The following is a 20,872-nucleotide window of genomic DNA, read 5'->3' as shown; positions in this document are numbered from 1 at the left end:
ATCGCATGACTACCACTCGCGTGTCACCGCAGGGCGCTGCGATCGCGCCAGGGACACCGGACTCGGCCGGGGGCGTGCAGGCGCAGCCCCCGGTCGGGCGACCGCCGATCTCCCGGCCGGCATCGCAGCCACCCCGACGTCGGGGCATCGGTTGGGGAGCCCGTGCCGAACTGATGATCCTGATCGGGCCCGCCCTGATCGTCTTCCTCGCCTTCGTCATCCTTCCCGTCGGCCTGGCCGCGTACTACGGATTCTTCAGCTGGTCCGGCTTCGGGACGCCGACCGACTTCGTCGGTTTCCGCAACTACGTCACGATCCTCAGCGACCCGGCCTTCCACGAGGCGCTCGGCCACAACCTGTTCATCCTGGTGATGTCTCTGGTCCTGCAAGGGCCGATCGCTCTCGTCTTCGCCCTTTTGCTCAACCGCAAACTGCGATTCCAATCGGTCATCCGGGTGCTGATCTTCGTGCCGTACGTGATCTCCGAGGTCGTGGTCGGCATCGGCTGGAGCCTCATGCTGCAGACCGAAGGAGCCTTCAACGGCCTGCTCGAGAAGATCGGACTGACCGGTCTGCAGGCGGACTGGCTCTCGGACCCGGCGCTCGCGATCTGGACCCTGATGCTGATCATCACCTGGAAGTACATCGGCTTCGCGGTGATCCTGTTCCTCGCCGGTCTGCAGGGCATCCCCGATGAGCTCTCCGAGGCCGCCGCCATCGACGGTGCGTCGTACTGGCAGGTGCAGCGCCTCATCGTGCTGCCGCTGCTGGGACCGACGATCCGGATCTGGGCGTTCCTGTCGGTCATCGGCTCACTGCAGCTGTTCGACCTCGTCTGGATCATCTGGGGGCAGTACGTCTCGTCGACGGCTGGGACCTCGACGATGGCGACCTACATGGTGGCCAATGGCCGCGGCGCGGGGAGCTTCGGATACGGCAGCGCCGTCGCCGTCGTCCTCTTCCTCATCTCGCTCACCATCGCGCTGATCTACCAGCGCTTCGTGCTGCGCCGAGACACCGCGGGAGCACTGACCGAGAAACCCGACACGACAGCGGAAGCGACACCATGATGGCCACCGCACTCATCCTCACGTCCGAGCCCCGAGCACGGTATGTCCCCGGCCGGCGCCGCGGCAGCACGTTCCTCATCTACTTCGCCGCGCTGCTCCTGATCGGACTGATGCTGGCTCCGGTCGTCTATACCGTGATCGGCGGATTCCGCACGAACTCCGACATCACTGTCGATCCGTCGGGTCTGCCGTCGGTATGGCGCTGGGAGAACTTCGTCGACGTTCTCGCCAGCGGGGCGTTCTGGAGGCAGGTGCTCAACTCCACGATCGCCGCGGGGACCACCACCGCGGTCGTGGTCGTCCTCGGCCTCATGGCGGCCTTCGCGCTTTCGCGGTACACGTTCCGCGGACGAGGGGCCCTGTTCGCCCTCTTCACCGCCGGGTTGATGTTCCCGATGACGGTGGCGATCACGCCGCTGTACATCCTGGTGCGCGACCTCGGCCTGTCGAACTCGCTCGCCGGCGTCATCGTCCCGCAGATCGCGTTCGCGCTCCCCGTGACGATCATCATCCTGGTGCCGTTCCTGGCGGCGATTCCGAACGAACTTCAGGAGGCCGCATCGATCGACGGATGCAGCCGCCTCGGGTTCTTCTGGCGGATGGTCATCCCGCTTGCCGTGCCCGGAGTGATCACCGTCGGCATCCTGGCCTTCATCGGGAGCTGGAACAGCTACATGCTGCCACTGTTCCTGCTCAGCGATGAGCAGCTGTACACGTTGCCGCTGGGGACGCAGGCTTTCGCATCCCAGTACTCGGTGGACACCGCCAAGGTGCTCGCGTTCACGTCGCTGTCGATGATTCCGGCGCTGGTGTTCTTCAGCCTGTTCGAGCGACGCATCGTCGGCGGGCTGACCGGCGCGGTCAAGGGCTGAAGCCGACCGGCACCACAGGAAAAGCCCCCACCAGAGCAACCCCATCAGAACGAAGAAAGAGATGAACGTGCTGCAGCAGACCCCGCGCCCCTTCTCCGCGCGCGTCGAGGCGCTCCTCGCCCGGATGACCCTCGAAGAGAAGCAGGCGCAACTCGTGGGCTTCTGGGTCGACCAGGGCGATGAGGTCGTGGCGCCGATGTCGGGCGAGAAGAAGACATCGACCCGCTACGAGGAAGCCACATCCGACGGGATCGGTCACCTGACACGGGTGTACGGCACCCGCCCTGTGGCGCCCCTGGAGCGGGCGAAGTGGCTCTGGGCCGAGCAGCGGCGGCTGCAGCAGGAGACCCGTCTCGGCATACCGGCGCTGGTTCACGAGGAGTGCCTGACCGGCCTTGCCGCGTGGCAGGCGGCCACCTTCCCGACCCCGCTGGCGTGGGGCGCCTCCTTCGACCCCGAGCTCGTCGAGGAGATGGGCCGCGCGATCGGCGGCACGATGCGCGCCCTCGGCATCCATCAGGGCCTGGCGCCTGTGCTCGACGTGATCCGCGATCCGCGGTGGGGTCGGGTCGACGAGTGCATCGCGGAGGATCCGCTGGTCGTCGGAGTGCTCGGCACCGCCTACGTCCGCGGCCTGCAGTCCGAAGGCGTGCACGCGACCCTCAAGCACTTCGTCGGATACTCCGCCTCGCAGGCCGGGCGCAATCACGCCCCGGTGCACATCGGCCTCAGGGAGATCGAGGACGTGCTGCTGCCCCCCTTCGAGATGGTGCTGCGCGAAGGCGGAGCACGCAGCGTGATGAATTCCTACACGGACATCGACGGCGTACCGGTCGCCGCCGACCCCCGCTATCTCGACGAGATCCTCCGGGAGCGCTGGGGCTTCGACGGGGTGGTCGTGTCGGACTACTTCGCCGTCGACTTCCTGCGCAGCATGCACCGCGTGGCGGCCGACGCGTCAGAGGCTGCTCGGCTCGCGATCACCGCGGGAATCGACGTCGAGCTCCCCTCACCCGACGCGTACACGACGCTCGCCCAGCAGGTGCGCGACGGCGCGCTCCCGCAGCACATCCTGGACCGGGCAGTCGGTCGAGTGCTCGCGCAGAAGGAGGAGCTCGGCCTGCTCGACGCCGACTTCACCGCCGAACCCGCCGTCGTCGACCTCGACCCACCGGGGCACCGCGCGATCGCACGTCGGCTCGCCGAGGAATCGGTCGTGCTCCTGAGCAACGACGGCATCCTCCCGCTCGACCCGACCTCGCCGCGTCGCATCGCGGTGATCGGCCCCAACGCTGACAGCGCGGAGGCATTGATGGGGTGCTATTCGTTCGTCAATCACGTGCTCGTGCACCACCAGGGCACCCCGCCGGGAATCGCCCTGCCGACGGTGCTGGAGTCGTTGCGTGCGGAGTTCTCGGATGCCGAGATCAGCCACGCGCCCGGCTGCGAGGTCGAATCGCCTGATCGTGGCCTGCTCGCGGCAGCCGTCGCGCAGGCAGACACGGCGGACATCGCCATCGTGGTCGTCGGCGACCGTGCCGGCTTGTTCGGGCGCGGCACGGTCGGTGAGGGTAACGACGTCGAGACGCTCGAGCTTCCCGGAATCCAACGGGTACTCGTCGAGGCCGTCGTCGCAACAGGCACGCCCGTGATCCTCGTGGCGCTCACGGGGCGCCCGTACGTGTGGGACTGGGCACTGCCTTCCCTCGACGCCGGCGGAGGGGTGATCACCGGCCTCGGTGCGGTGAACTCCGCGGCGCCGACGGCCGCGGCCACGACTGCCGGCGGAGCGCGGCCGGCCGCCGTCCTGCAGGCGTTCTTCCCCGGCGAGGAGGGCGGACCGGCGATCGCCGCGCTGCTGAGCGGCAGGGTCTCGCCCTCCGGTCGGCTGCCGGTCTCGCTTCCTCGATCCGCCGGCGCCCAGCCGTATTCGTATCTGCGCCCGGTGCTCGGCGGACGGACCGACGTGACCAGCGCGGACTCGACTCCGGTGCGCCCTTTCGGATTCGGCCTGGGTTACACCACGTTCTCGCACGAGCACCTCACGGTCGACGCATCCGTCGCGCCCGGCGGGAGCTTCCGCGCGTCTGTGGTGGTGCGCAATACCGGCACGACAACGGGCACCGACGTCGTGCAGCTCTACGCGCACGACGAAGTCGCGAGCGTGACCAGACCGCTGGCGCAGCTGATCGGCTTCCAGCGGATCACGCTCGACGCCGGTGCCGAAGAGGTGGTGCGCTTCGAGGTGCCGAGCGATCGCCTCTCCTTCACCGGCGTCGACGGGAACCGGCGGGTCGAGCCCGGACGGATTCAGCTGTGGGTCGGCCGATCATGCGATGACGAGGAGACGACCACGACGCTCGAGGTCGTGTCCCCCGCCGCGCCGCTCAGCCCGTCACAGCCTGGATGAAGCCGGCGACGTGCTCCTGCAGTCGGAGCATCCGCAGATCACGGGCGGTCTCGCGGTCGAAGCCCTCGTAGGCGAGCGGCGGCAGCCGACGCACGTTCGCTGAGCACTCGAAGTTCGCGCAGACGAGCGTGCCGGTGCTGTCGCCCTTGCGCCCAGCGGCACCCGCCTTCCGCGCGGTGAAGAGCTGCACCTCGTTGCGGAGCGTGACGTCGTCGCACCACGAGCACTGGGCACGCGCCACGACGCGCTGCTCCGCGCGCTGCAGGACGATCCCGACGACCCCGTCGGATGTCTCGGCGACCACGTACGCGCGCCGAGGGAACTTCGGATCGGACCACCCGAGGTAATCCAGACGCTCGAAGTCGACGTCGGCGAAGCCGGGAGGCAGGGTCAGATCGGAGACCTCCTTGCGGGAGGCGTTGCGGAAGCTGGCGCGGATGTCGCGCTCGGTCACGGGAGACATGGGAATCCATTCAAGAGGTGCGCAGCACGCAGGGCGCGTACGCGGGTGTCATCAGAGGCGCACGCCGGAGACGTGCGATCGGGCGGCGCCGTGGCGCCGAAATCGGAGGCGACGAAGGTCAGCCTCTGCCGCCGGCGCAGTGGACGCCGACGACCTCCGATCTGCCGGAGGGCACTCTGCTCATGATGGACACGCCCGAGATTCTACCCGCCGATCATGTGACCGCTGTGTGTCGTTCCGTGTCGCCTCGGGTTCCGCATCCGCCGACGGCGATCTAACGTTGCCCACACACCATCCAGAAGGAGACCCATCGTGTCCACGCCGCTCAACCGCCTTTCGCCCCTCCAGGTGCGTGAGCGTGCAGCGTGCATGTGCGAGCACGGAGACGTCTGCTCCTCGCTCGCTCCGGGACACGCCCTCCATCTGATCCAGGCGCGGCTGGCGTCGGCGACTCCCGCCGATTGGATCGACGGGATCGTCGAGTCGGCGGATCCCGTGAGCGGTGACCTCGTGGTGCGCACGCTCGACGGTCAGGCCCGCGCGCTCTGGAACGCCTCCGGCGCGGCACTCGAAGCGTCCCCGGGCACCCCGGTCGCGCTCCATGCTCGCTACGGCGTGCTGGCGGTCGGACGCGTGCAGTTCAACGTCGCCGCAGCGTGACGACGTCGGGCTCCTGAGCCCGTCGAGGATGCGGTCAGGCAGCGATCATCATGTCCTTCATCGCCATGCATGCATCCATGCAGGCCTGGCAGGCCTGAGCGCACATCTTGCAGACTTCGCTGTGGTCGGCGTGCCTCATGCACTCGTCCATGCACATCTGGCACATCGCGATGCAGGCGTTGAGCATCGCCATCATCGAGGCGGGGGTCATGCCCTGCATTCGCATCATCGATCGCATCATCGTGTTGCACATGTCCGCGCAGTTCATGCACGCGGGCGAGCAGTCCATCATCTGCGTCGCGCAGACGGTACACGCCTGCTCGCACGCTGAACAGGCGTCCATGCACGCCTGCATCACCGACATGTCCATCATGTCCATGCCCGGCATCGCCATCATGTCCTTCGACATGGCGTTCATCATCATCGAGTCCATCGCACACCGCTTCCGTCGTCGGCTTCCGCCGAGTCCCGTGCGGGCAGGTGCACCCGCCTGACGCCAGGCTAGTCCTCGCGATGCCCGGCGTCGATGCTCAATTCCGTTGCCATGCTCGCGGCGTGATTCGGTTGCCATGCTCGCGCGCGGATGTCAATGCCTTGGTGAAGTTCGAGAGGTGGTGCGAGGGTGGCACCTCCACCGAATCTACGAATGAGAGGACGAGGACATGGGACTCGACGACAAGATCAAGAACGCGGCCGAAGAGCTGAGCGGAAAGATCAAGGAGGGTGTCGGGAAGGTCACCGACAACGAGAAGCTGGAAGCCGAAGGAAAGCTCGATCAGGCCAAGGCAGACGCGAAGCAGGCCGGCGAACACGTCAAGGATGCCGCCCGACACGCGGGAAACAGCGTCCGCGACGGCCTCAAGGACTGAGAAAAAGGGCCCGCCTTCCGGCGGGCCCTTTCTTCTCCGGCCGTCAGACGCTGCGCTTTCCGCTGACCGCGCGGATCAGCCAAGCGATGACGGCGATCGCCAGCAGGACCAGGCCGACCCACAGCAGAAACTGGAGCGACTGGACGAGCCCACCGGTGATCGCAAGGATCACGGCGACGACGACGACGATGATCAACAGGATGTTCATCAGATTTCCCTTTCTGCCAGGGGCGACGAGCGCCCGTGTTCGGTGACTCACCGTAGCGACGAACGCCCGCTACGACTCAGGGGGTTGACTCAGGGCCCCACAAGTGCCTGTGAAAGGAGTTGGGGACCATGCCGACAGCCCGCTTCGGGGTAGAGGAGGAATTCCTCCTCCTCGACGAGGAATCGCTCGTACCGCTCGCGCTCGGCGACGGATCCAGGGAGCGCATCACCGGAAGCAGCACGCTCGGTTCCGTGACGCCGGAGTATCTGACCTGCCAGCTGGAGTGCGCCACAGATCCGGTCTCGACGAGGGCGGATGCCGAAGCCCAGCTGCGTCATCTCCGCGGCCTGCTCGGTGCGCATGCAGCGGGGCAGTCGGTGATCGCAGCGGCATCCGGAACTCCGTTCGCTTCGACCCACACGCTTGCTGTCTCCCCCTCCCCGCACTACGACGATGTGTCCGCGCACCTCGCGCACATCACCCGCGAGCACGCGGTGAACGGCCTCCACGTGCACGTCGAGGTCACCGACGACGAAGAGCGGATCCGCGCACTCAATCGGGTGCGCGGTTGGTTGCCCGTGCTCCTCGCCCTCACCGGGAACAGCCCGTTCGTGGACGGCGTGCATTCCGGCTTCGCCAGCTGGCGCAGCATCCTGATCCGGCGTCTGCCCTCCTCGTGGTGTCCTCCGCGATTCCGGGACCTCGCCGACTACCGAGCGCACATCGCGCAACTGGTCGATCTGCAGGCGGTGCCGGATCCGGCATCCCTCGCCTGGGCCGTGCGCCTGTCCGACCGTTTTCCGACGGTCGAGGTACGCGTGTTCGACGCCCAGCTCCTGCCCGAGGACACCGTTTTCGCGGCGGCGCTCAGCCGTGCGATCGTCCTGACCGACGACCGGGTGTCGATCGGTGAGATCGACGGCATCGACGCCTCGCTCTGGATGGCCGCGCGCAGCGGGATGGACGCGCGCGTCGTCGATCCCACAACGGGAGCGGTCGCCGACGCCTGGCAGGTGGCGGGACGGATGCTGGACGCGACCCGCCCCGTGCTCGCGGAGCTCGGCGACGAGGAGTTCGTGGCGGAGCACCTCGAACGGATCCGCCGCCACGGGACCGGCGCGCAGCGGCAGTTGCAGGCGTTCGCGCGTGCCGGCATCGACGGTCTGCGCGACCTGTACCGGGAGGGCACCCCCGCACTCTCCCCGTGACCGTCGAGCCGGTTCCGCGCTCACGGCCCCCGGCGTCCTCGGCCGGGAGTAGGGTCGGGCCGTGACATCCTTCGCCCCGCTCCAGCGGCTCGTGATCACGATCGCCGTTCTCGCCTCTTTCGTGACGTTCCTCGACAGCACCGTCGTCACGGTCGCGCTCCCGGCGATCAGCCGCGAACTCGGCGGCGGCATCACCACCCAGCAGTGGGTCGTCGACGCGTACCTGATCACCCTCAGCGCTCTGATCCTGCTCGCCGGCTCCGTATCCGACGCCTATGGCCGCGTCATGGTGATGCGCGTGGGGCTCATCGCCTTCGGCGTGGCGTCCGTCGCCGTCGCTGCCGCACCCGACCCGCTCATCCTCATCATCGCCCGCGCTCTGCAGGGTGCAGCCGGAGCCCTGCTGGTGCCGAGTTCGCTGGCGCTGATCACGGCGACGATGCGCGCCGACGTGCAGGCGCGTGCCATCGGGGTGTGGACCGCGTTCACAACCGCTGCGATGCTCGTCGGTCCGCTCCTCGGCGGCCTGTTCGTCGATTACCTCTCCTGGCGGCTCGTCTTCCTGATCAATGTCATCCCGATCGGCATCACGCTGCTGCTCCTGGCGCGACTGCATCTGCCGCACCAACCACGCGGCGCCCGCGTCGACTGGTGGAGTGGCGCCCTGTGCGCCATCGGACTCGGCGCCGTCGTCTTCGCGCTCATCGAACAGCCGAACCTCGGCTGGCAGTCGCCGGCGATCTGGATCCCCGGCATCATCGGTGCGGCTCTGTTCGCGCTGTTCCTGGTGCGGCAGCAGCGTTCGCCGGCCCCGCTCATGCCCCTGTCGCTGTTCCGGGTGCGCAACTTCGGATGGGGAAACCTCGCGACACTTTTCGTCTACGCGGCGCTCGCGCTCAACGGCTTCGTCGTCGGGGTGTATCTGCAGCAGGGCGCAGGACTCAGCGCAACAGCGGCGGGTCTCGCCAGCCTGCCATTGACGATCCTGATGATCCTGCTCAGTTCACGAGCCGGCGCATGGGCCGGCCGCTTCGGTCCACGGATCTTCATGACCGTCGGCCCCCTGCTGATGGCGGTCGGCGCTCTGCTGCTGCTCGCCGTCGGTTCGGATTTCGACTACTGGTGGCAGGTGCTCCCGGCGATGATCGTGATGGGTCTCGGTCTTTCCCTCACCGTCGCTCCCCTCACGTCGGCGATCCTCGGCGCCATCGACGAGGGGCGCTCCGGCATCGCGTCGGCGGTGAACAACGCCGTGGCCAGGGTGGCCGGCCTCCTCGTCGTCGCCGTGCTGTCGACCATCGTGGGCGGCACGCTCGACCTCGATGGCTTCCACAGCGCAGCGTGGGTGACGGCGGCACTGATGGCGCTCGGCGGCGTCGTGTCCTGGATCGGCATCCGGCGGAACCCGGTGGAGGCTGAGCCTGACGGCGCCGCCCCCGCAGCACAGGAGGGGTGAGCGCCCCTCACTCAGCCGCCAGTCATCCCAGGCTGAGGAGCCGTTCGACGAACCAGAAGAGTCCGACGGCGGCCACGGCGATCTCGATCCACAGCGGCACCCGCGGGAGCCTACGCCGGACCCAGAGCAGGAGCGGGAAGGCGACCGCAATGATGAGCAGCTGCGCCAGCTCGATGCCCACGTTGAACACGAGGAGCGCGCCGAGCAGGCCCCACGAGAACGGTTCGTCGATGCCGAGCGCGCCCGCGAAGCCGACCCCGTGGATCAGTCCGAACGCGAAGACGACCGCGACCCGCACGAGGTCCGACCGGCTGAATCCGCGGCGAGCATCCTGCCGACCGTGCGGTGCTGCAGTGGCGACGCGTTCGCGCACAGCCAGACCACCCGCGGTCCTGGGCGCGCCGGCAACGGATGCGGCGGTCTGCCGCCCGTCGGAATCCGCGCGCGAGGAGTCGACCGGCACTCCTGCGTCGATCCGACCGCGCCGGTGCACCCAGACGCTCCAGAGCGCCACGACGGCGATCGAGAGCGCGATGATCGGCTCCACGATGGCCGCCGGGATGCTCACGACGCCGAGCGCGGCCAGCACGAACGTCAGCGAGTGGGCGACCGTGAACGCCGTTGCGACCACGACGATGTCGCGCAGGCGACGCGATCCGGCGATGAGCGCGAGCAGGAACAGGAGGTGATCCGGGCCGAGCAGCAGATGCTCGGCACCCAGGATCAGGAAATCCCCCATCTGGGATCCCCAGTCCTGCGTCGTGGTCATCGTCGGGTCCGTGTCGGTGTCGAGGTTCGTGACGCCGGAGCCTGAGCGCAGGTCGTAGCTGACGATCGTCGTCGTCTTGCCCCCTGGTGCGGTCCCCGGGAACAGCTCCGTGCCGATCCGATACACCGCCGGGGCCGCGCCGACCTCCGAGCGGCAGTCGGAATCCACGACGATCCGCGCGTACGGAACACCGTCACGCAGTGTGATCGCGTACGGCTCGGCGAGCGCATTCTGGCAAGGCTCCGCCGCGGTTCCGGCATCCGCCGCCGCTGCCTCCACCGTGACGGAGTAGCGCGGCAGGATGTAGCCGAGCACCGTGTCGGAGTGCTCTTCCAGCACCGCGGTCGTGAGCTTCGACGCGTCACGCCCTGATGCCTGCACGTCGGCGTAGGCCTCCGCCTCGAACGCACTGTCGCCCATCTCTCTGGCACCGTCGGTCGCAAGCAGCACGTACTCGACCTCGAGAACCGTGCGCACGAGGCCCGGCTCGGGTTCGGTCACCTCGGCGAACACCGTCGCGGCATAGCTGTGCGCGGCAGCGGGTGCGGCAGGGAGGAGGAAGCAGGCGGCGGCGAGGGCGCACAGGAGCACGCGCAGGGTGCGCGTGCTCCTGACGCGTCGTGATTCAGTACGCACCGAGGTCCACCCATGCCGAGTGCTTGGGCTTCGCGGCACCGGGCTCCTGGCCGCGGGTCCACCACGATGCGCGATAGAGGTGCCCCTTGTGCGCCACGGTCTCTCCGCCCGTGTAGATCCAGGACGCGGTCCAGGCGCGCACGACGCCGCGCGACGTACTCACCTCGACGCCGCGTTCGGCCCAGGCACCGTTGCGGTCAGCGGCACCCGGCACGTTGCCCTTCGTCCACCACTGCGCCACGAACACGCGACCCGAGTGCAGCACCGTGTCGCCGGCCCCGTAGACCTGCCCTGACTTCCAGACCGGGAGCGCCCTGACCTGCACGGGCGCCGATTCGGCCACGCCGGGAGCGAGATCCGCACCGCTCGCTGTGACGGTCACCGCGACCTCGGCGCCGTTGAGCGCCGGCCCGACCTTCAGCTGGGAACCGGTCTCCCCGGAGAGCTCCTCGCCGTCCGCACTCCACTGGTACGTGAAGGTCAGCCCGTCCGCATCCCACTCGCCAGGGTTCACGAAGAGGATGCCGCCGACCTCGGCTGTTCCGGTGATGCTCGGCGCCACGGTGGCGACCGGCGCCGGCAGCTCCACGGTGACGACGTAGTCGGCGGTGGTGGTGTTGCCGGCGGCATCGGCAGCCGTGTACGTCAGCGTGTACTCGCCCGCAGTCGGCGGCACGATGACGCCCGGTTCGAGCGGCACGTCCGTTCCGATCGGTCCGGACACCGTGATCGCGACGGTCGCCGAACCCGAGTCGTCTCCGGCGACGCCGGCCGGCACGGTGTACTCGGCGCCAGGGGTCGCGGTCGAAGCGGGTTCGGGGACGACCTCCAGCAGCGGCGCCGTCACGTCGTTGCTCTTCAATGCGGCCGCAGCGAGCCGCGTGATGTCGCTCACCGATGGCACATCGCCGTAGATGTTCGCCGTCGCGATGACACCCTCGAACGGGTACTCGACGGCACCAGACGAGGAGATGTCGCCGCCGATCACGAAGGAGCGTGCGGCTCCCGACGGGTTCTGCACCTTGCCGCCTCCGGCTGCGACGGCCGAACCGGCCTCGCGCCCGTCGACGTAGACGCGCAGATCGCCGCTCTGGGCGTCGTACGTCGCCACGATGTGCGTCCACTTCCCCGCCGTGACCGCGTTCTCGGCCCGTGCGACGACGTACTTGCCGCCGACGCGTACCCACAGTTCGGGCGTCACCTTGCCGGGCTGGGTGCCTGGCAGCATCTCCAGCCCCTGCCCCGAGCTCTGGGTGTTCGAGATCATGTCGCGCTCGGCGGTGATCGCCGGCACTTGGAAGACCGACTCGATGGCGAAGCCGTCCTCCGTCTTCGCATAGTCGGAGTCGGACCAGGGGATGCGCGCGCCCTCGGCGGAGCTGGCCGTGAACGTCGCCGCCTCGCTGCCGAGTGCGGCATCCACCGCCACCGCCGCTGTGCCCGCGGTGACGGCATGCGCACCAGGCGACCGATCGACGGGCTTGCCGCCGACGTAGTCGAGATCGAGCAGGTCCGCGACCGGAAGCGGCTCGAGCAGCTCGGCCAATTCCGCCGACCCGTTCACGGCGGTCACCGTGAACGTCTTCTGCGTCTGGCGCGCGGCCGCGTCGGTGATCACATAGGTGACCGTGTGCGCGCCCGGCGCGGTCGGGGTGAAGGTGAAACGGCCGCCGCTCGTGCGGGTGACGTCGATGACGCCGCCCGACGGATCGGTCACCTCGACGGCGACCTTGACGACGCCCGAGTTGTCCACCGCCTGCGGAGCCGGGGCGATGTAGGCGTGGCCCACCACCGCATTCGCACCGGGTGCGGGGACGACCTGCACCTGGGGCGGGGTCTCGTCGAGCAGCTTCAGCTCGCGGTTGGCCACCCGGTACACGTTCTTGTCCGAGAGCGCGGTGCTGTAGATCTCCGCACTCGCGATGCGGCCGTTGAAGGTGGCGTCATCGAGCGAACCGCTCGTGTTCGCGTCTCCGCCGATCGTCATGTAGCGGGCTTCGGCGCTGGTCGGCTTGACCGGGAACGTGACGCTGTCCGCCGAAGCCACCTCCAGACCGTCGACGTACAGACGCGCGTCCGTGCCGTCGTACCATCCGGTGACGTGGTACCAGGTGCCGTACTCCAGTTGCACGGTCGGGCGGGGGTTCGAGTACCAGAACTCCAGGTCGAAGTTCTCCGCCGAAGATGTGCGCACCGCTTCAAGACCGATACCGCCGCCCTGCATGCCGCCGAAGATGTCGACATAGCCGCCGACGGGCTTGTCGATCGAGTCGACCTTGAAGGTGACGTCGAGTGTGAAACCGTCCTGGAGTCGCGCATAGTCCGCATCGCTCCACGCCGCTGTACGGATGGCGGATGCCGTGCCCTGCGCGCCGACGGCGACCTGAGCTCCCAGGTCGGCATCGTCGGCGACCTTCGCCGCGCTGCCTGCCGTCAACGTCCACGCCTTGGGCGAGGCATCCGCTGCCTTGCCGTCGGCGAAGGAGACGTCGAGCAGGTCGGCCTTCGGCATCTGCTCGCGCAGATCGTCGAAAGTGAGGGATGCCGGGTCGAAGGGCGGGTCCATCGGTCCTGTCGAACCGCTGGTCGTGAACCGCGCTGTGAGGGGCGCGCCCTCCTTGCCCCAGGCGTTGATCGGGGTGACTCTGACCTCGTAGTCGCGCGACGGGCGCAGGTTCCACACCTCGTGATTGCGGTTCGCGGGCATCGGCAGGTTGTAGAAGCCCGACCACTGCAGGAAGGTGTTGACGGTCTGACCCGAGGCCACGTCGACGGTGGTGTAGCGGTACTTGTGCACGATGTCCTGCACGGTGTTGGGTGCCGGTACCGCCTGCGGGAAGGCGACCATGGCCTTGTCCTCCGCGATCCCGTCGACGGCCACCGCGGAGCCTGCTGGCCACACGGGCGCCTGGCTCAGGCTCGCACGGTGGGTGTTATTGAGCGGGAAGCGCTCGTCGTAGCTCTTGCTGGTGTCGGCGGACGCAGCGACATCCCACGACCAGGTCTGATCGATCCACTCGTCGGCGAGCAGATCGTAGTTCTTGATCGTGACCTTCGAACCGGTGATCTCGACGATGGCCGTCTGACGGTTGTTGCCGGCGTCATCCGGCGTCGTGTCATTGGAGCGGCTGGTCGGGCTGGTGTTCACGACACCGGACTCGAACTCGTAGTAGGCCAGCGGCGGGGCATTCACCGTCGTGAAGCCCTTGCCCGCCTTGTCGCCGCTGCGATCCTCCTGCCCCTGCCAGACCGAGGTCGGGATGTTCTGCGGCGTGTGGATGTGGCCGCCCCAGACGACTGCCTGGGGGAAGTCGTCGAACACCGACTGCAGCGTGTCGCCGCATCCGCTCGACAGCCCCGTGCCGTACCACTCGTTCGAGACGTAGTGCGTGCACTGCAGCGGGTGGTGCACCAGCACGATGACGGGCTTCGTGGGATCTTCGGCCGTGGCGGCCGCGAGTCGCTGCTGCAGCCAGGACGCGGCGTAGGCGTAGTTTCCGGAGCTCGCCGACGAGGGCTTGCCCGTCGTCGGGTCGAGGGTCCCGGCGCCCGGCGACACGGTGATGAAGTGGTAGCCGTTGATCGTGTAGTCCGCGTTCGGCTTCTGCCCTCCGGTGGCCTGCGTGAACAGGTCGTACGAGGAGATGGCGGCGACATCGTGGTTTCCCAGCGAGGCGACGAGCTTGATGCCGAGGCCGGCCTTGGAATCGAGGGTGGACTTCAATCCGGCGTACTCGCTCGCGGTGGCGTTGTTCGTCAGGTCACCCACGAACAGCGCGGTGTCGACGTTCTCGGCCTTCCAGAAGTCGTACGCCTCGGCGAGCTCGCTCCAGTTGTTGTGGATGTCGCCGATCGCTGCGAAGCGGATGTCGGGTTCGCCCGTAGCGGGAGCCTCCTCAATCGCTGCGGATGCCGGTGCGGATGCCTCGGGCGCCGGCTGTTCGACTGCTCTCCCGGTGACCGCGACGACCTGCGTCTCCTGAGTGATCTCGCCGGCGGCATCCGTCGCCGAGAAGGCGACCTCGTAGTCGCCCGCGAGAGCCGGCGTGAACCGGTAGAGGCCGTCGTCGCCCGGGCTCACCGCGGCGACCACGCCGTCGGGGCTGGTCACCGTGACGACGAGTTCACCCCCGAGTCCGGTGGGCGCGGAGAACGCGATCACGTCGCCGAGCGAGGCGCTCGCCGGCACTGGCGTCGCGTCTCCGGTCCGGGCGCTGAGTGGCGCTTCGGCGTTCGGTGTCGGTGCCGGCGTGCTCGTCGGCACCGTGGAGGGCGACGCGGCAGCCGGAGCGAGCGGCATCGACGAGGCGTAGGCGGGAGTGACGACACTGACGGCGAGCGCCGTCGTCGTGGCGACGATCAGTGCCGCGCGACGCCAGGAACGGCGGGCGGCGGCGGGAGAGGTGGGGGCAGAGGGCTGCGACACGATACGTCCTTCGGGTGACCTGGGTCGGAACCCTGCCAGAACACCGGCCGAACGTGTCCATCGGGTGAACGCGACGAGACGTCTGGGCGACAGAGCTGAGGGATCGAGCGAATCCGACAGCCCACTGCGCACAGTGGGCTTTTCCGGATGCTCGGGGCGCGATCAGCGCGTGTCCGGCCGCTCCGCCGCGCCCGCAGCCTGTCCCTTGAACGAGATCGTGTGCGGCAGATATCGGTCTTCACCGCATTCAACCGGTCGTCCGTCTGCGGCGTAGGTCTCGCGGCGCACCTGCAGCATCGGGCTCGAGCGACGCACATGGAGCAGCCGCGCGTCTTCACTCGAGGCGGCGACGGCTTCGATGCGGTGATCGCCGTGGGTGATGACGATGCCGGCATCGGCGAGCAGCCGCGTGGTGGAGACGGCGTCGTCGGGCATGCGCTCGATGTGTCCGATCACCCAGGGAGCCCAGGTCGAACGTTCGATCATGACCTCGCGCCCCTCCAGAGTGCGCACCCTGACGACATACAGCACCTGTGCGGCCGTGCCGATCCCCAGCAATCGAGCCTCGCGTGGCGTGGCCCGCCGCAGCTCTCGCGAAAAGACGCGGCCGCCGGGTGTCCTGCCCCACCCCCGCGCCCACTGCGCGAACGAGATCATGCGGTCGAAGCCGTGCGGCTGCGCTGAGGTCACGAACCAGCCCGAGCCGCGGCGCGATTCGATCAAGCCCTGTCGAGCGAGCGCGGCGAGCGCACCGCGAACGGCGCCGCGCGATGCCCCCTGCCGCGTGGCGAGCTCGACTTCGGTGGGCAGGCGCGCTCCCGCCGAGAACTCGCCGGAGAGGACCATCGCTCGCAGCTCGCCGACCGCATCGATCTCACCGGCATCCGCGCGCACCACGCCGGCCAGTCTACGGGCGGCGTTCCGCGTCCCCGTTGACGACTTCCGGCGAACTCCCGTGCGGACGCCGGGAGGAGTGGCAGGATAAGCCGGACGGGTGGCCGCGGCATCCGCCCCACTCGCGCGGCATGGGCTCGAAGGAGATCGCGGAATTGTACGGAGCAGGAAGCTGATTCGCGTCGGTCGACCCCTGCGCGCGGTGGCTGCGGTCGCTGCGACGGGGGCGCTCGCGCTCGCATGGGCCCTCACCGGGTGCTCGACACCGCCGGCCACGGTGACGCTGCCGCCGCCCGGCGCCCTCCCCGACTACCAGCTCGGCGGCGCCTACGAACCCGAGGCCGGGGTCGGCGTTGTGGGTCGGGATCGCAGCGCCTCGCCGGCATCCGGCACCTACTCGATCTGTTACGTCAACGGGTTCCAGACGCAGCCGGGCGAGATCGAGTCGTGGCCGTCCGACCTGCTGCTCCAGCGCGACGGCGAGACGGTGTTCGATCCGGACTGGCCGGACGAGGCCCTGCTCGACACGTCGACCGCAGAGCGTCGGCAACGGATCAGTGACGTGGTGGTCGACTGGGTCGAGGGCTGCGCCGATTCCGGTTTCGATGCCGTGGAGTTCGACAACCTCGACTCGTACACGCGTTCTCACGGCGCACTGACGCTGGAGAACAATCTGGCTCTCGCCACGATGCTCGTCGATGCCGCCCATGCCGCCGGCCTGGCCGCCGGGCAGAAGAACGCGGCCGAAGATGCCCCGGCACTCCACGAGCACGCCGGATTCGACTTCGCGGTGACCGAGGAGTGCGCGGTCTATGAGGAGTGCGGCGGCTACGAAGCCGTCTACGGCGAGCACGTCATCGACATCGAGTACGCCGACGACCTGCCCCGATCGTTCGCGGAGATGTGCGCCGATGACCGGTCGCCGGCCTCGATGGTGCTGCGTGATCGCAACCTCGTCACTCCGGGCGACGAGGGCTACGTGTTCGAGCTCTGTCCTCGTTGAACGGTCGTGCAGTTGAACGAGCGGTCAGCGGCAGCGCGATATATGCCTCTGGCGGCACGGGCCCCCGAGTGGAACACTGAGGCATGACACACCGGGCCCGCGTCACCACGGGCCTATCCCGGACTGGGAGGACCGCAGCATGAGCGTCGTCGACAACCCCGTTTCATCGTCCGGTATCGCTCGAGGCGGCATCCTCGCCCGATACCCGCTCATCTCGTTCTTCACGATCGCGTACCTCTTCTCATGGCTCATCGAGATACCCGTCGCCCTCTCGACGCACGGAATCATCCCGGTGATTCCGAAACCGGCAGTGGCGATCGCCATCATCGCCGCGACCTTCGGGCCCATGGTCGCGGCGTTCGTCATGACCGGCGTGACGGAGGGCAGGAGCGGCGTCGTCCACCTGCTGCGCCGATGCGTCCGGTGGCGTGTGGGGCTCCTGTGGTATCTGTTCCTGCTGGTCGGTGTGCCGATCATCATCATCCTGGGCACGATCGTGGTGCCGGGCGCCCTGGAGTCGTTTCAGCCCATCCTCGGCACTCTGCTCGCCGCCTATCCGCTGGCTTTCCTGATGACATTCCTCTTCGGCGGTCCGCTGGGAGAGGAGCCGGGTTGGCGAGGCTTCGCCTTGCCGAGATTGCAGGAGCGCAACGGCCCGCTGTGGGGCAGCCTGATCCTCGGAGTGCTGTGGGCGCTGTGGCACTTCCCGCTCTTCTGGAGCGGCGTGTGGACCCCTCCGACGATCCCGAACATGGTCATGTTCGTCGTCATGATCACGGCGCTGACGATCATGATGACCTGGGTCTTCAACCATGCGAGGGGCAGCGTGCTTCTCATGATGCTGATGCACGCATCGTTCAACACGTTCGCGAACAAGGTCGGATACCCGCTCTTTCCCGCACCGATCTTCGACGACTACGGGCTTCTGCCCGTGCTGATCGGGTTCACCGCCACCGCCCTCGTGCTGATCATCGTCACTCGCGGCCGCCTGGGCTACGACGCCTACCTCGCTCGGGACGGTGGGTAGGCTGACCCCATGACGAACTCGGGGGGTGTCGCCGCGAAGGTCGGCACCTTCTGGGGTCGGACCAGGCGCTCGCTGTTCGCCTCTTCTTCCGCGCCGATATGGATCGCCGCGATCGTCGCGCTCGCAGTCATCCTCGGATTCATCGCGTTCGGTGGCCTGCGGCAGGCCGAGAGCTCCCCGACCCTCACGCCTGCGGGCGAAGAAGCGCGCACATCGCTGTACGCCGTGACCGTGCTGAGCGCCGAGCTCGCCGACTCCGTCGACGAGCAGCTCTTCGAGGCAGAACCAGACGACGACCTGCTCATCGTCACGGTTCGGCTCGAGAACCTGAGCTCACAGGCGGTCGGCGTCGACCAGGGGGCCGATCGCGTCAAATCACAGCTGATCCGCGCCCAAGAGCCGCTGCTGGCCCTTTCCGGCGTCACGGCAACAGAAGACCCCCGCGCCTGGCGCACCGACGGCACGCTCCGCGGGGTCATCCTGCAGCCCGGGGTCCCCGCCGAAGTCCGGCTCGTCTGGCCGGTCCCCGAAGGCTCCTTCCCCGACGGCATCGCGCACCTCGACGTCTTCGATGCCAGAGAGCGGACAGGGCAGGCCATCCTGTCGGCGTCCGCAGTGACCTGGCGTCGCACCGAGCTGGCGACCCGCATCGCCGTAGAGGTGCGGTCGTGAGGCGAGCACGCCCCTGGCTGATCGGCGCTGCGCTCGTCGTCGCCGCAGGTCTCGTGAGCGGCGTCACCCCCTCTCAGGATTCCCTCGTCGACCCGTTCCTCATCAGGGGGGACTCCGCGGACACAGTGACCTCGCGCATGCTGATCGCGACCGTCTCCGGCGCCTCATTCGCGGACCGCGTCGTGTCGGCAGATGGGGAATGGGAGGCCGAGGGCAACTGGCTGGTGGTGGAACTCGCGGTGTCGGCTGCTCGCACAGAGGTGGATGCAGAGATCCCGCTGGCGACCCTGCACATCGACGGCCTCGTGTTCCATGCGAGCGAGCGGGCGCCGAAGTCGCTGCTGAATACCCGCTTGCATGTCGGTACCGACACGGTGGGCACCCTGGCGTTCGAGCTTCCGGAGGGTCTGCGCGGAGGCGTCGGCGAACTGCGGCTGACGCATGAATATCTGACACCCGAACTCGACGACGTCATCACGATCACTGTTCCGCTCGACGGAGCGCCGACCGCATCGAGCATCGAACTCGACGCGCCGCGAATCGGGGCACCATGACCTGGCGGCGGACGCATGGCCGCGCGCTGGCGGCCCTGCTGGTGGCGGCCACGGCCACGGTGGGAGTGCACATCTGGTTCGATGTGCTGCAGGCGGGAGGACCGGAGCAGCCGGCGTACGTCCTCGCCGAGGGAACGACGGAGATCGGCGGACACGAGCTGACGCTCATCTCCACGAGGCCGGGCGAGTTCGAAGCGCCTGCGGGCTCGAAGACGCTGAGCGTATGGCTCGACCCTCGCAGCGACGATGACGCTGCCCCGTGCAGAAGCATCACGCTCACGGAGATGAGCGGGAGTCGCACGTGGCTCGATGCGCAGTCCGACCTGGACACCTCTTCCGATGCGGACGCGCGTGACGCTGAGGCGACGTGCAGGGAAGAATCACCCTTCTATCGCATCCTCTCGGTCTTCCTGCTGCCGGAGGACGCGACCGGCCCCTTCTGGCTCGACGTTCCCGTCGGGATCGACGAGACCGCGCGATTCCGTATCGAACTCTGACGATCGCACCCCGATTCCGGCGCCGGGCCTGGCGACGATCGAGTCGAAGGCCGTCGCAACGATGGCGACCCGCAGCGGCTCGGCGATGACGGCGACTCCCACCATGATCAAGGGGAAGTACGCACTCCAGAAGTTGTTCTCGTGGCCTCCGATCAGCTGCAGCACTCCTCGCGCCCCGACCCGCTCAGCGAGAGCCCAGACGGCATAGACGCAGGCGAACAGGCCGAACAGCAGGGGCCCACCGCGCCAGATCGCGGCGATCGCGGCCCACAGATCCTCGAGGCGCTGCAACAGGGTCCGGGACAGACTGCCGACGGCGCCGCGCAGCGATTCGGTCCCCCGCCGCAGCAGCGGCGGCAAGGTGTCGAAGTCGGCGCCGTAGATCACGCCGGCGACGGCGAGCCAGGCGGCCGGAACGATCACCGCAGCGGCGATGATGCCGACGAGCCACAGCGCAGCCTCCCACAGCGATGCCAGCGGCGGGAGGGATGCCGCGACCCAGTCGCCGATTCCATCCAGCCATACCGCCCCGGCACGTCCGGAGAACCACTCCTTCACTCCCGCCCACCACTGGCCGACGAGAGTGAAGAGCATGAAGGTCCACAGCACCTCCGTGTATGCGGCGAGCGCGAGTGTCCACGACGGCAGCCGCTCACGGAACCGCGCGAGGAACAGACGAGCGACGAGCGCGACCACCAGAACGACCACCGGAATCAGCCCGACAGAGATCAGACCGCCGCGATCGCCGATCGCCTCGTCGATCCCGTAACCGGACTCTTCGAAGGCGATACTGATCGCGATCGCGAAGAAGTCCTTCATGTCGGCGTCCAGCATTCCCCAGGCCGCGTAGAAAGCGAAGAACGGCAGGATCGCGACGAGGGTCGACCGCGCGAAGCCGCGGTACTTACTCTCCGCGTCGTCTGCCGCGACGTGCGGCAAAGACGAGCGCACCGTCAGGTACATCGCGACATAGGAGATGAGCCGTGCGGCGACGGCCAGCGGCAACAGCAGCAGGCCGCCGAGCGTGGTGTGACCTCCGACGAACCCGGCGCCCTGCACGAGCACCTCGTGCAGGGCCTCTCCACCGAGGTACCAGGCCATGAGCGCTAGCCAGTGCCGGGCGAGGATGCGCCCGAATGTGCGGAGGGCCTGGTGCATCCCGCTACCGTATCGGAACC

At 68.2% G+C, this 20,872-nt stretch carries 19 protein-coding genes; 12 read left to right on the top strand and 7 right to left on the bottom strand.

Features of this window, described 5'->3' with window-relative positions; all coding sequences use genetic code 11:
- The first annotated feature begins 5 nt into the window (after positions 1-5).
- The 3 genes from LTA6_RS10100 to LTA6_RS10090 all read left to right on the top strand — a co-directional run bounded on the left by LTA6_RS10100 (position 6) and on the right by LTA6_RS10090 (position 4,352).
- Positions 6-1,070 carry a sugar ABC transporter permease gene (locus LTA6_RS10100; protein ID WP_341978070.1) on the top strand — a complete coding sequence of 355 codons (1,065 nt, stop codon included), beginning with the start codon at positions 6-8 and terminating at the stop codon, positions 1,068-1,070.
- Positions 1,067-1,942 carry a carbohydrate ABC transporter permease gene (locus LTA6_RS10095; protein ID WP_341978068.1) on the top strand — a complete coding sequence of 292 codons (876 nt, stop codon included), beginning with the start codon at positions 1,067-1,069 and terminating at the stop codon, positions 1,940-1,942. The genes LTA6_RS10100 and LTA6_RS10095 overlap by 4 nt, the downstream gene beginning before the upstream one ends.
- Positions 1,943-2,003: 61 nt before the next feature.
- Positions 2,004-4,352, top strand: coding sequence for a glycoside hydrolase family 3 N-terminal domain-containing protein (locus LTA6_RS10090; RefSeq protein ID WP_341978066.1), 2,349 nt, complete (start codon positions 2,004-2,006; stop codon positions 4,350-4,352).
- On the opposite strand, the gene LTA6_RS10085 is transcribed toward LTA6_RS10090, so the two are convergent.
- Entirely contained in the window at positions 4,330-4,815 is a 486-nt protein-coding gene (locus tag LTA6_RS10085) for an FBP domain-containing protein (RefSeq protein WP_341978064.1), read from the bottom strand. The genes LTA6_RS10090 and LTA6_RS10085 overlap by 23 nt on opposite strands.
- A gap of 312 nt (positions 4,816-5,127) precedes the next feature.
- On the opposite strand from LTA6_RS10085, the gene LTA6_RS10080 reads away from it, so the two are divergent.
- A complete protein-coding gene (locus LTA6_RS10080) occupies positions 5,128-5,475 on the top strand; it encodes a hypothetical protein (RefSeq protein WP_341978062.1) in 348 nt (115 codons plus the stop codon).
- Positions 5,476-5,509: 34 nt separating this feature from the next.
- Here LTA6_RS10080 and LTA6_RS10075 read toward each other — a convergent pair whose 3' ends face one another.
- A complete protein-coding gene (locus LTA6_RS10075) occupies positions 5,510-5,884 on the bottom strand; it encodes a hypothetical protein (protein WP_407357754.1) in 375 nt (124 codons plus the stop codon).
- A 253-nt stretch (positions 5,885-6,137) separates the two neighbouring features.
- Here LTA6_RS10075 and LTA6_RS10070 point away from each other — a divergent pair, with 253 nt between their 5' ends.
- On the top strand, positions 6,138-6,344 hold the full coding sequence (locus LTA6_RS10070) for a CsbD family protein (RefSeq protein WP_341978058.1): 207 nt from the start codon (positions 6,138-6,140) through the stop codon (positions 6,342-6,344).
- A 43-nt stretch (positions 6,345-6,387) separates the two neighbouring features.
- Here the strand turns inward: LTA6_RS10070 and LTA6_RS10065 are convergent, their stop codons facing one another.
- Positions 6,388-6,552, bottom strand: coding sequence for a hypothetical protein (locus LTA6_RS10065; RefSeq protein WP_341978056.1), 165 nt, complete (start codon positions 6,550-6,552; stop codon positions 6,388-6,390).
- Between the two features lie 128 nt (positions 6,553-6,680).
- On the opposite strand from LTA6_RS10065, the gene LTA6_RS10060 reads away from it, so the two are divergent.
- Positions 6,681-7,760 (top strand): YbdK family carboxylate-amine ligase, encoded by a 1,080-nt coding sequence (locus tag LTA6_RS10060; RefSeq protein WP_341978054.1) that lies wholly within the window; start codon positions 6,681-6,683, stop codon positions 7,758-7,760.
- 61 nt (positions 7,761-7,821) lie between these two features.
- Positions 7,822-9,216 (top strand): MFS transporter, encoded by a 1,395-nt coding sequence (locus tag LTA6_RS10055; RefSeq protein ID WP_341978052.1) that lies wholly within the window; start codon positions 7,822-7,824, stop codon positions 9,214-9,216.
- A 22-nt stretch (positions 9,217-9,238) separates the two neighbouring features.
- Here the strand turns inward: LTA6_RS10055 and LTA6_RS10050 are convergent, their stop codons facing one another.
- From LTA6_RS10050 to LTA6_RS10040, 3 genes are all read right to left on the bottom strand, one after another.
- On the bottom strand, positions 9,239-10,621 hold the full coding sequence (locus LTA6_RS10050) for a HupE/UreJ family protein (protein ID WP_341978050.1): 1,383 nt from the start codon (positions 10,619-10,621) through the stop codon (positions 9,239-9,241).
- Positions 10,611-15,047, bottom strand: coding sequence for a LamG-like jellyroll fold domain-containing protein (locus LTA6_RS10045; RefSeq protein WP_341978048.1), 4,437 nt, complete (start codon positions 15,045-15,047; stop codon positions 10,611-10,613). Before LTA6_RS10045 ends, LTA6_RS10050 begins: the two co-directional genes overlap by 11 nt.
- Before the next feature lie 162 nt (positions 15,048-15,209).
- A complete protein-coding gene (locus LTA6_RS10040) occupies positions 15,210-15,944 on the bottom strand; it encodes a GntR family transcriptional regulator (RefSeq protein WP_341978046.1) in 735 nt (244 codons plus the stop codon).
- Between the two features lie 199 nt (positions 15,945-16,143).
- Here LTA6_RS10040 and LTA6_RS10035 point away from each other — a divergent pair, with 199 nt between their 5' ends.
- From LTA6_RS10035 to LTA6_RS10015, 5 genes are all read left to right on the top strand, one after another.
- Entirely contained in the window at positions 16,144-16,944 is an 801-nt protein-coding gene (locus LTA6_RS10035) for an endo alpha-1,4 polygalactosaminidase (protein WP_341978044.1), read from the top strand.
- 139 nt (positions 16,945-17,083) lie between these two features.
- Positions 17,084-17,971, top strand: coding sequence for a CPBP family intramembrane glutamic endopeptidase (locus tag LTA6_RS10030; RefSeq protein ID WP_341978042.1), 888 nt, complete (start codon positions 17,084-17,086; stop codon positions 17,969-17,971).
- Between the two features lie 9 nt (positions 17,972-17,980).
- On the top strand, positions 17,981-18,643 hold the full coding sequence (locus tag LTA6_RS10025) for a hypothetical protein (RefSeq protein ID WP_341978040.1): 663 nt from the start codon (positions 17,981-17,983) through the stop codon (positions 18,641-18,643).
- Positions 18,640-19,197, top strand: a complete 558-nt coding sequence (locus LTA6_RS10020; protein WP_341978038.1) for a hypothetical protein — start codon at positions 18,640-18,642, stop codon at positions 19,195-19,197. The genes LTA6_RS10025 and LTA6_RS10020 overlap by 4 nt, the downstream gene beginning before the upstream one ends.
- On the top strand, positions 19,194-19,694 hold the full coding sequence (locus LTA6_RS10015; RefSeq protein ID WP_407357753.1) for a hypothetical protein: 501 nt from the start codon (positions 19,194-19,196) through the stop codon (positions 19,692-19,694). Before LTA6_RS10020 ends, LTA6_RS10015 begins: the two co-directional genes overlap by 4 nt.
- Here the strand turns inward: LTA6_RS10015 and LTA6_RS10010 are convergent.
- The gene (locus LTA6_RS10010) at positions 19,578-20,852 is read right to left on the bottom strand and encodes a hypothetical protein (RefSeq protein ID WP_341978034.1); all 1,275 of its coding nucleotides are present in this window, start codon (positions 20,850-20,852) and stop codon (positions 19,578-19,580) included. The genes LTA6_RS10015 and LTA6_RS10010 overlap by 117 nt on opposite strands.
- Positions 20,853-20,872: the final 20 nt, after the last annotated feature.

Source organism: Microbacterium sp. LTA6 (genome assembly GCF_045690355.1).
Taxonomy (GTDB): Bacteria; Actinomycetota; Actinomycetes; order Actinomycetales; family Microbacteriaceae; genus Microbacterium.
This window is presented reverse-complemented; position numbering and strand designations above follow the sequence as displayed.

Coding starts and splice junctions, on each gene's coding strand:
- LTA6_RS10100 (WP_341978070.1), top strand. CDS start 6: ATGACTACCACTCGCGTGTCACCGCAGGGCGCTGCGATCGCGCCAGGG.
- LTA6_RS10095 (WP_341978068.1), top strand. CDS start 1,067: ATGATGGCCACCGCACTCATCCTCACGTCCGAGCCCCGAGCACGGTAT.
- LTA6_RS10090 (WP_341978066.1), top strand. CDS start 2,004: ATGAACGTGCTGCAGCAGACCCCGCGCCCCTTCTCCGCGCGCGTCGAG.
- LTA6_RS10085 (WP_341978064.1), bottom strand. CDS start 4,815: ATGTCTCCCGTGACCGAGCGCGACATCCGCGCCAGCTTCCGCAACGCC.
- LTA6_RS10075 (WP_407357754.1), bottom strand. CDS start 5,884: ATGTCGAAGGACATGATGGCGATGCCGGGCATGGACATGATGGACATG.
- LTA6_RS10070 (WP_341978058.1), top strand. CDS start 6,138: ATGGGACTCGACGACAAGATCAAGAACGCGGCCGAAGAGCTGAGCGGA.
- LTA6_RS10065 (WP_341978056.1), bottom strand. CDS start 6,552: ATGAACATCCTGTTGATCATCGTCGTCGTCGTCGCCGTGATCCTTGCG.
- LTA6_RS10060 (WP_341978054.1), top strand. CDS start 6,681: ATGCCGACAGCCCGCTTCGGGGTAGAGGAGGAATTCCTCCTCCTCGAC.
- LTA6_RS10030 (WP_341978042.1), top strand. CDS start 17,084: ATGAGCGTCGTCGACAACCCCGTTTCATCGTCCGGTATCGCTCGAGGC.
- LTA6_RS10025 (WP_341978040.1), top strand. CDS start 17,981: ATGACGAACTCGGGGGGTGTCGCCGCGAAGGTCGGCACCTTCTGGGGT.
- LTA6_RS10015 (WP_407357753.1), top strand. CDS start 19,194: ATGACCTGGCGGCGGACGCATGGCCGCGCGCTGGCGGCCCTGCTGGTG.
- LTA6_RS10010 (WP_341978034.1), bottom strand. CDS start 20,852: ATGCACCAGGCCCTCCGCACATTCGGGCGCATCCTCGCCCGGCACTGG.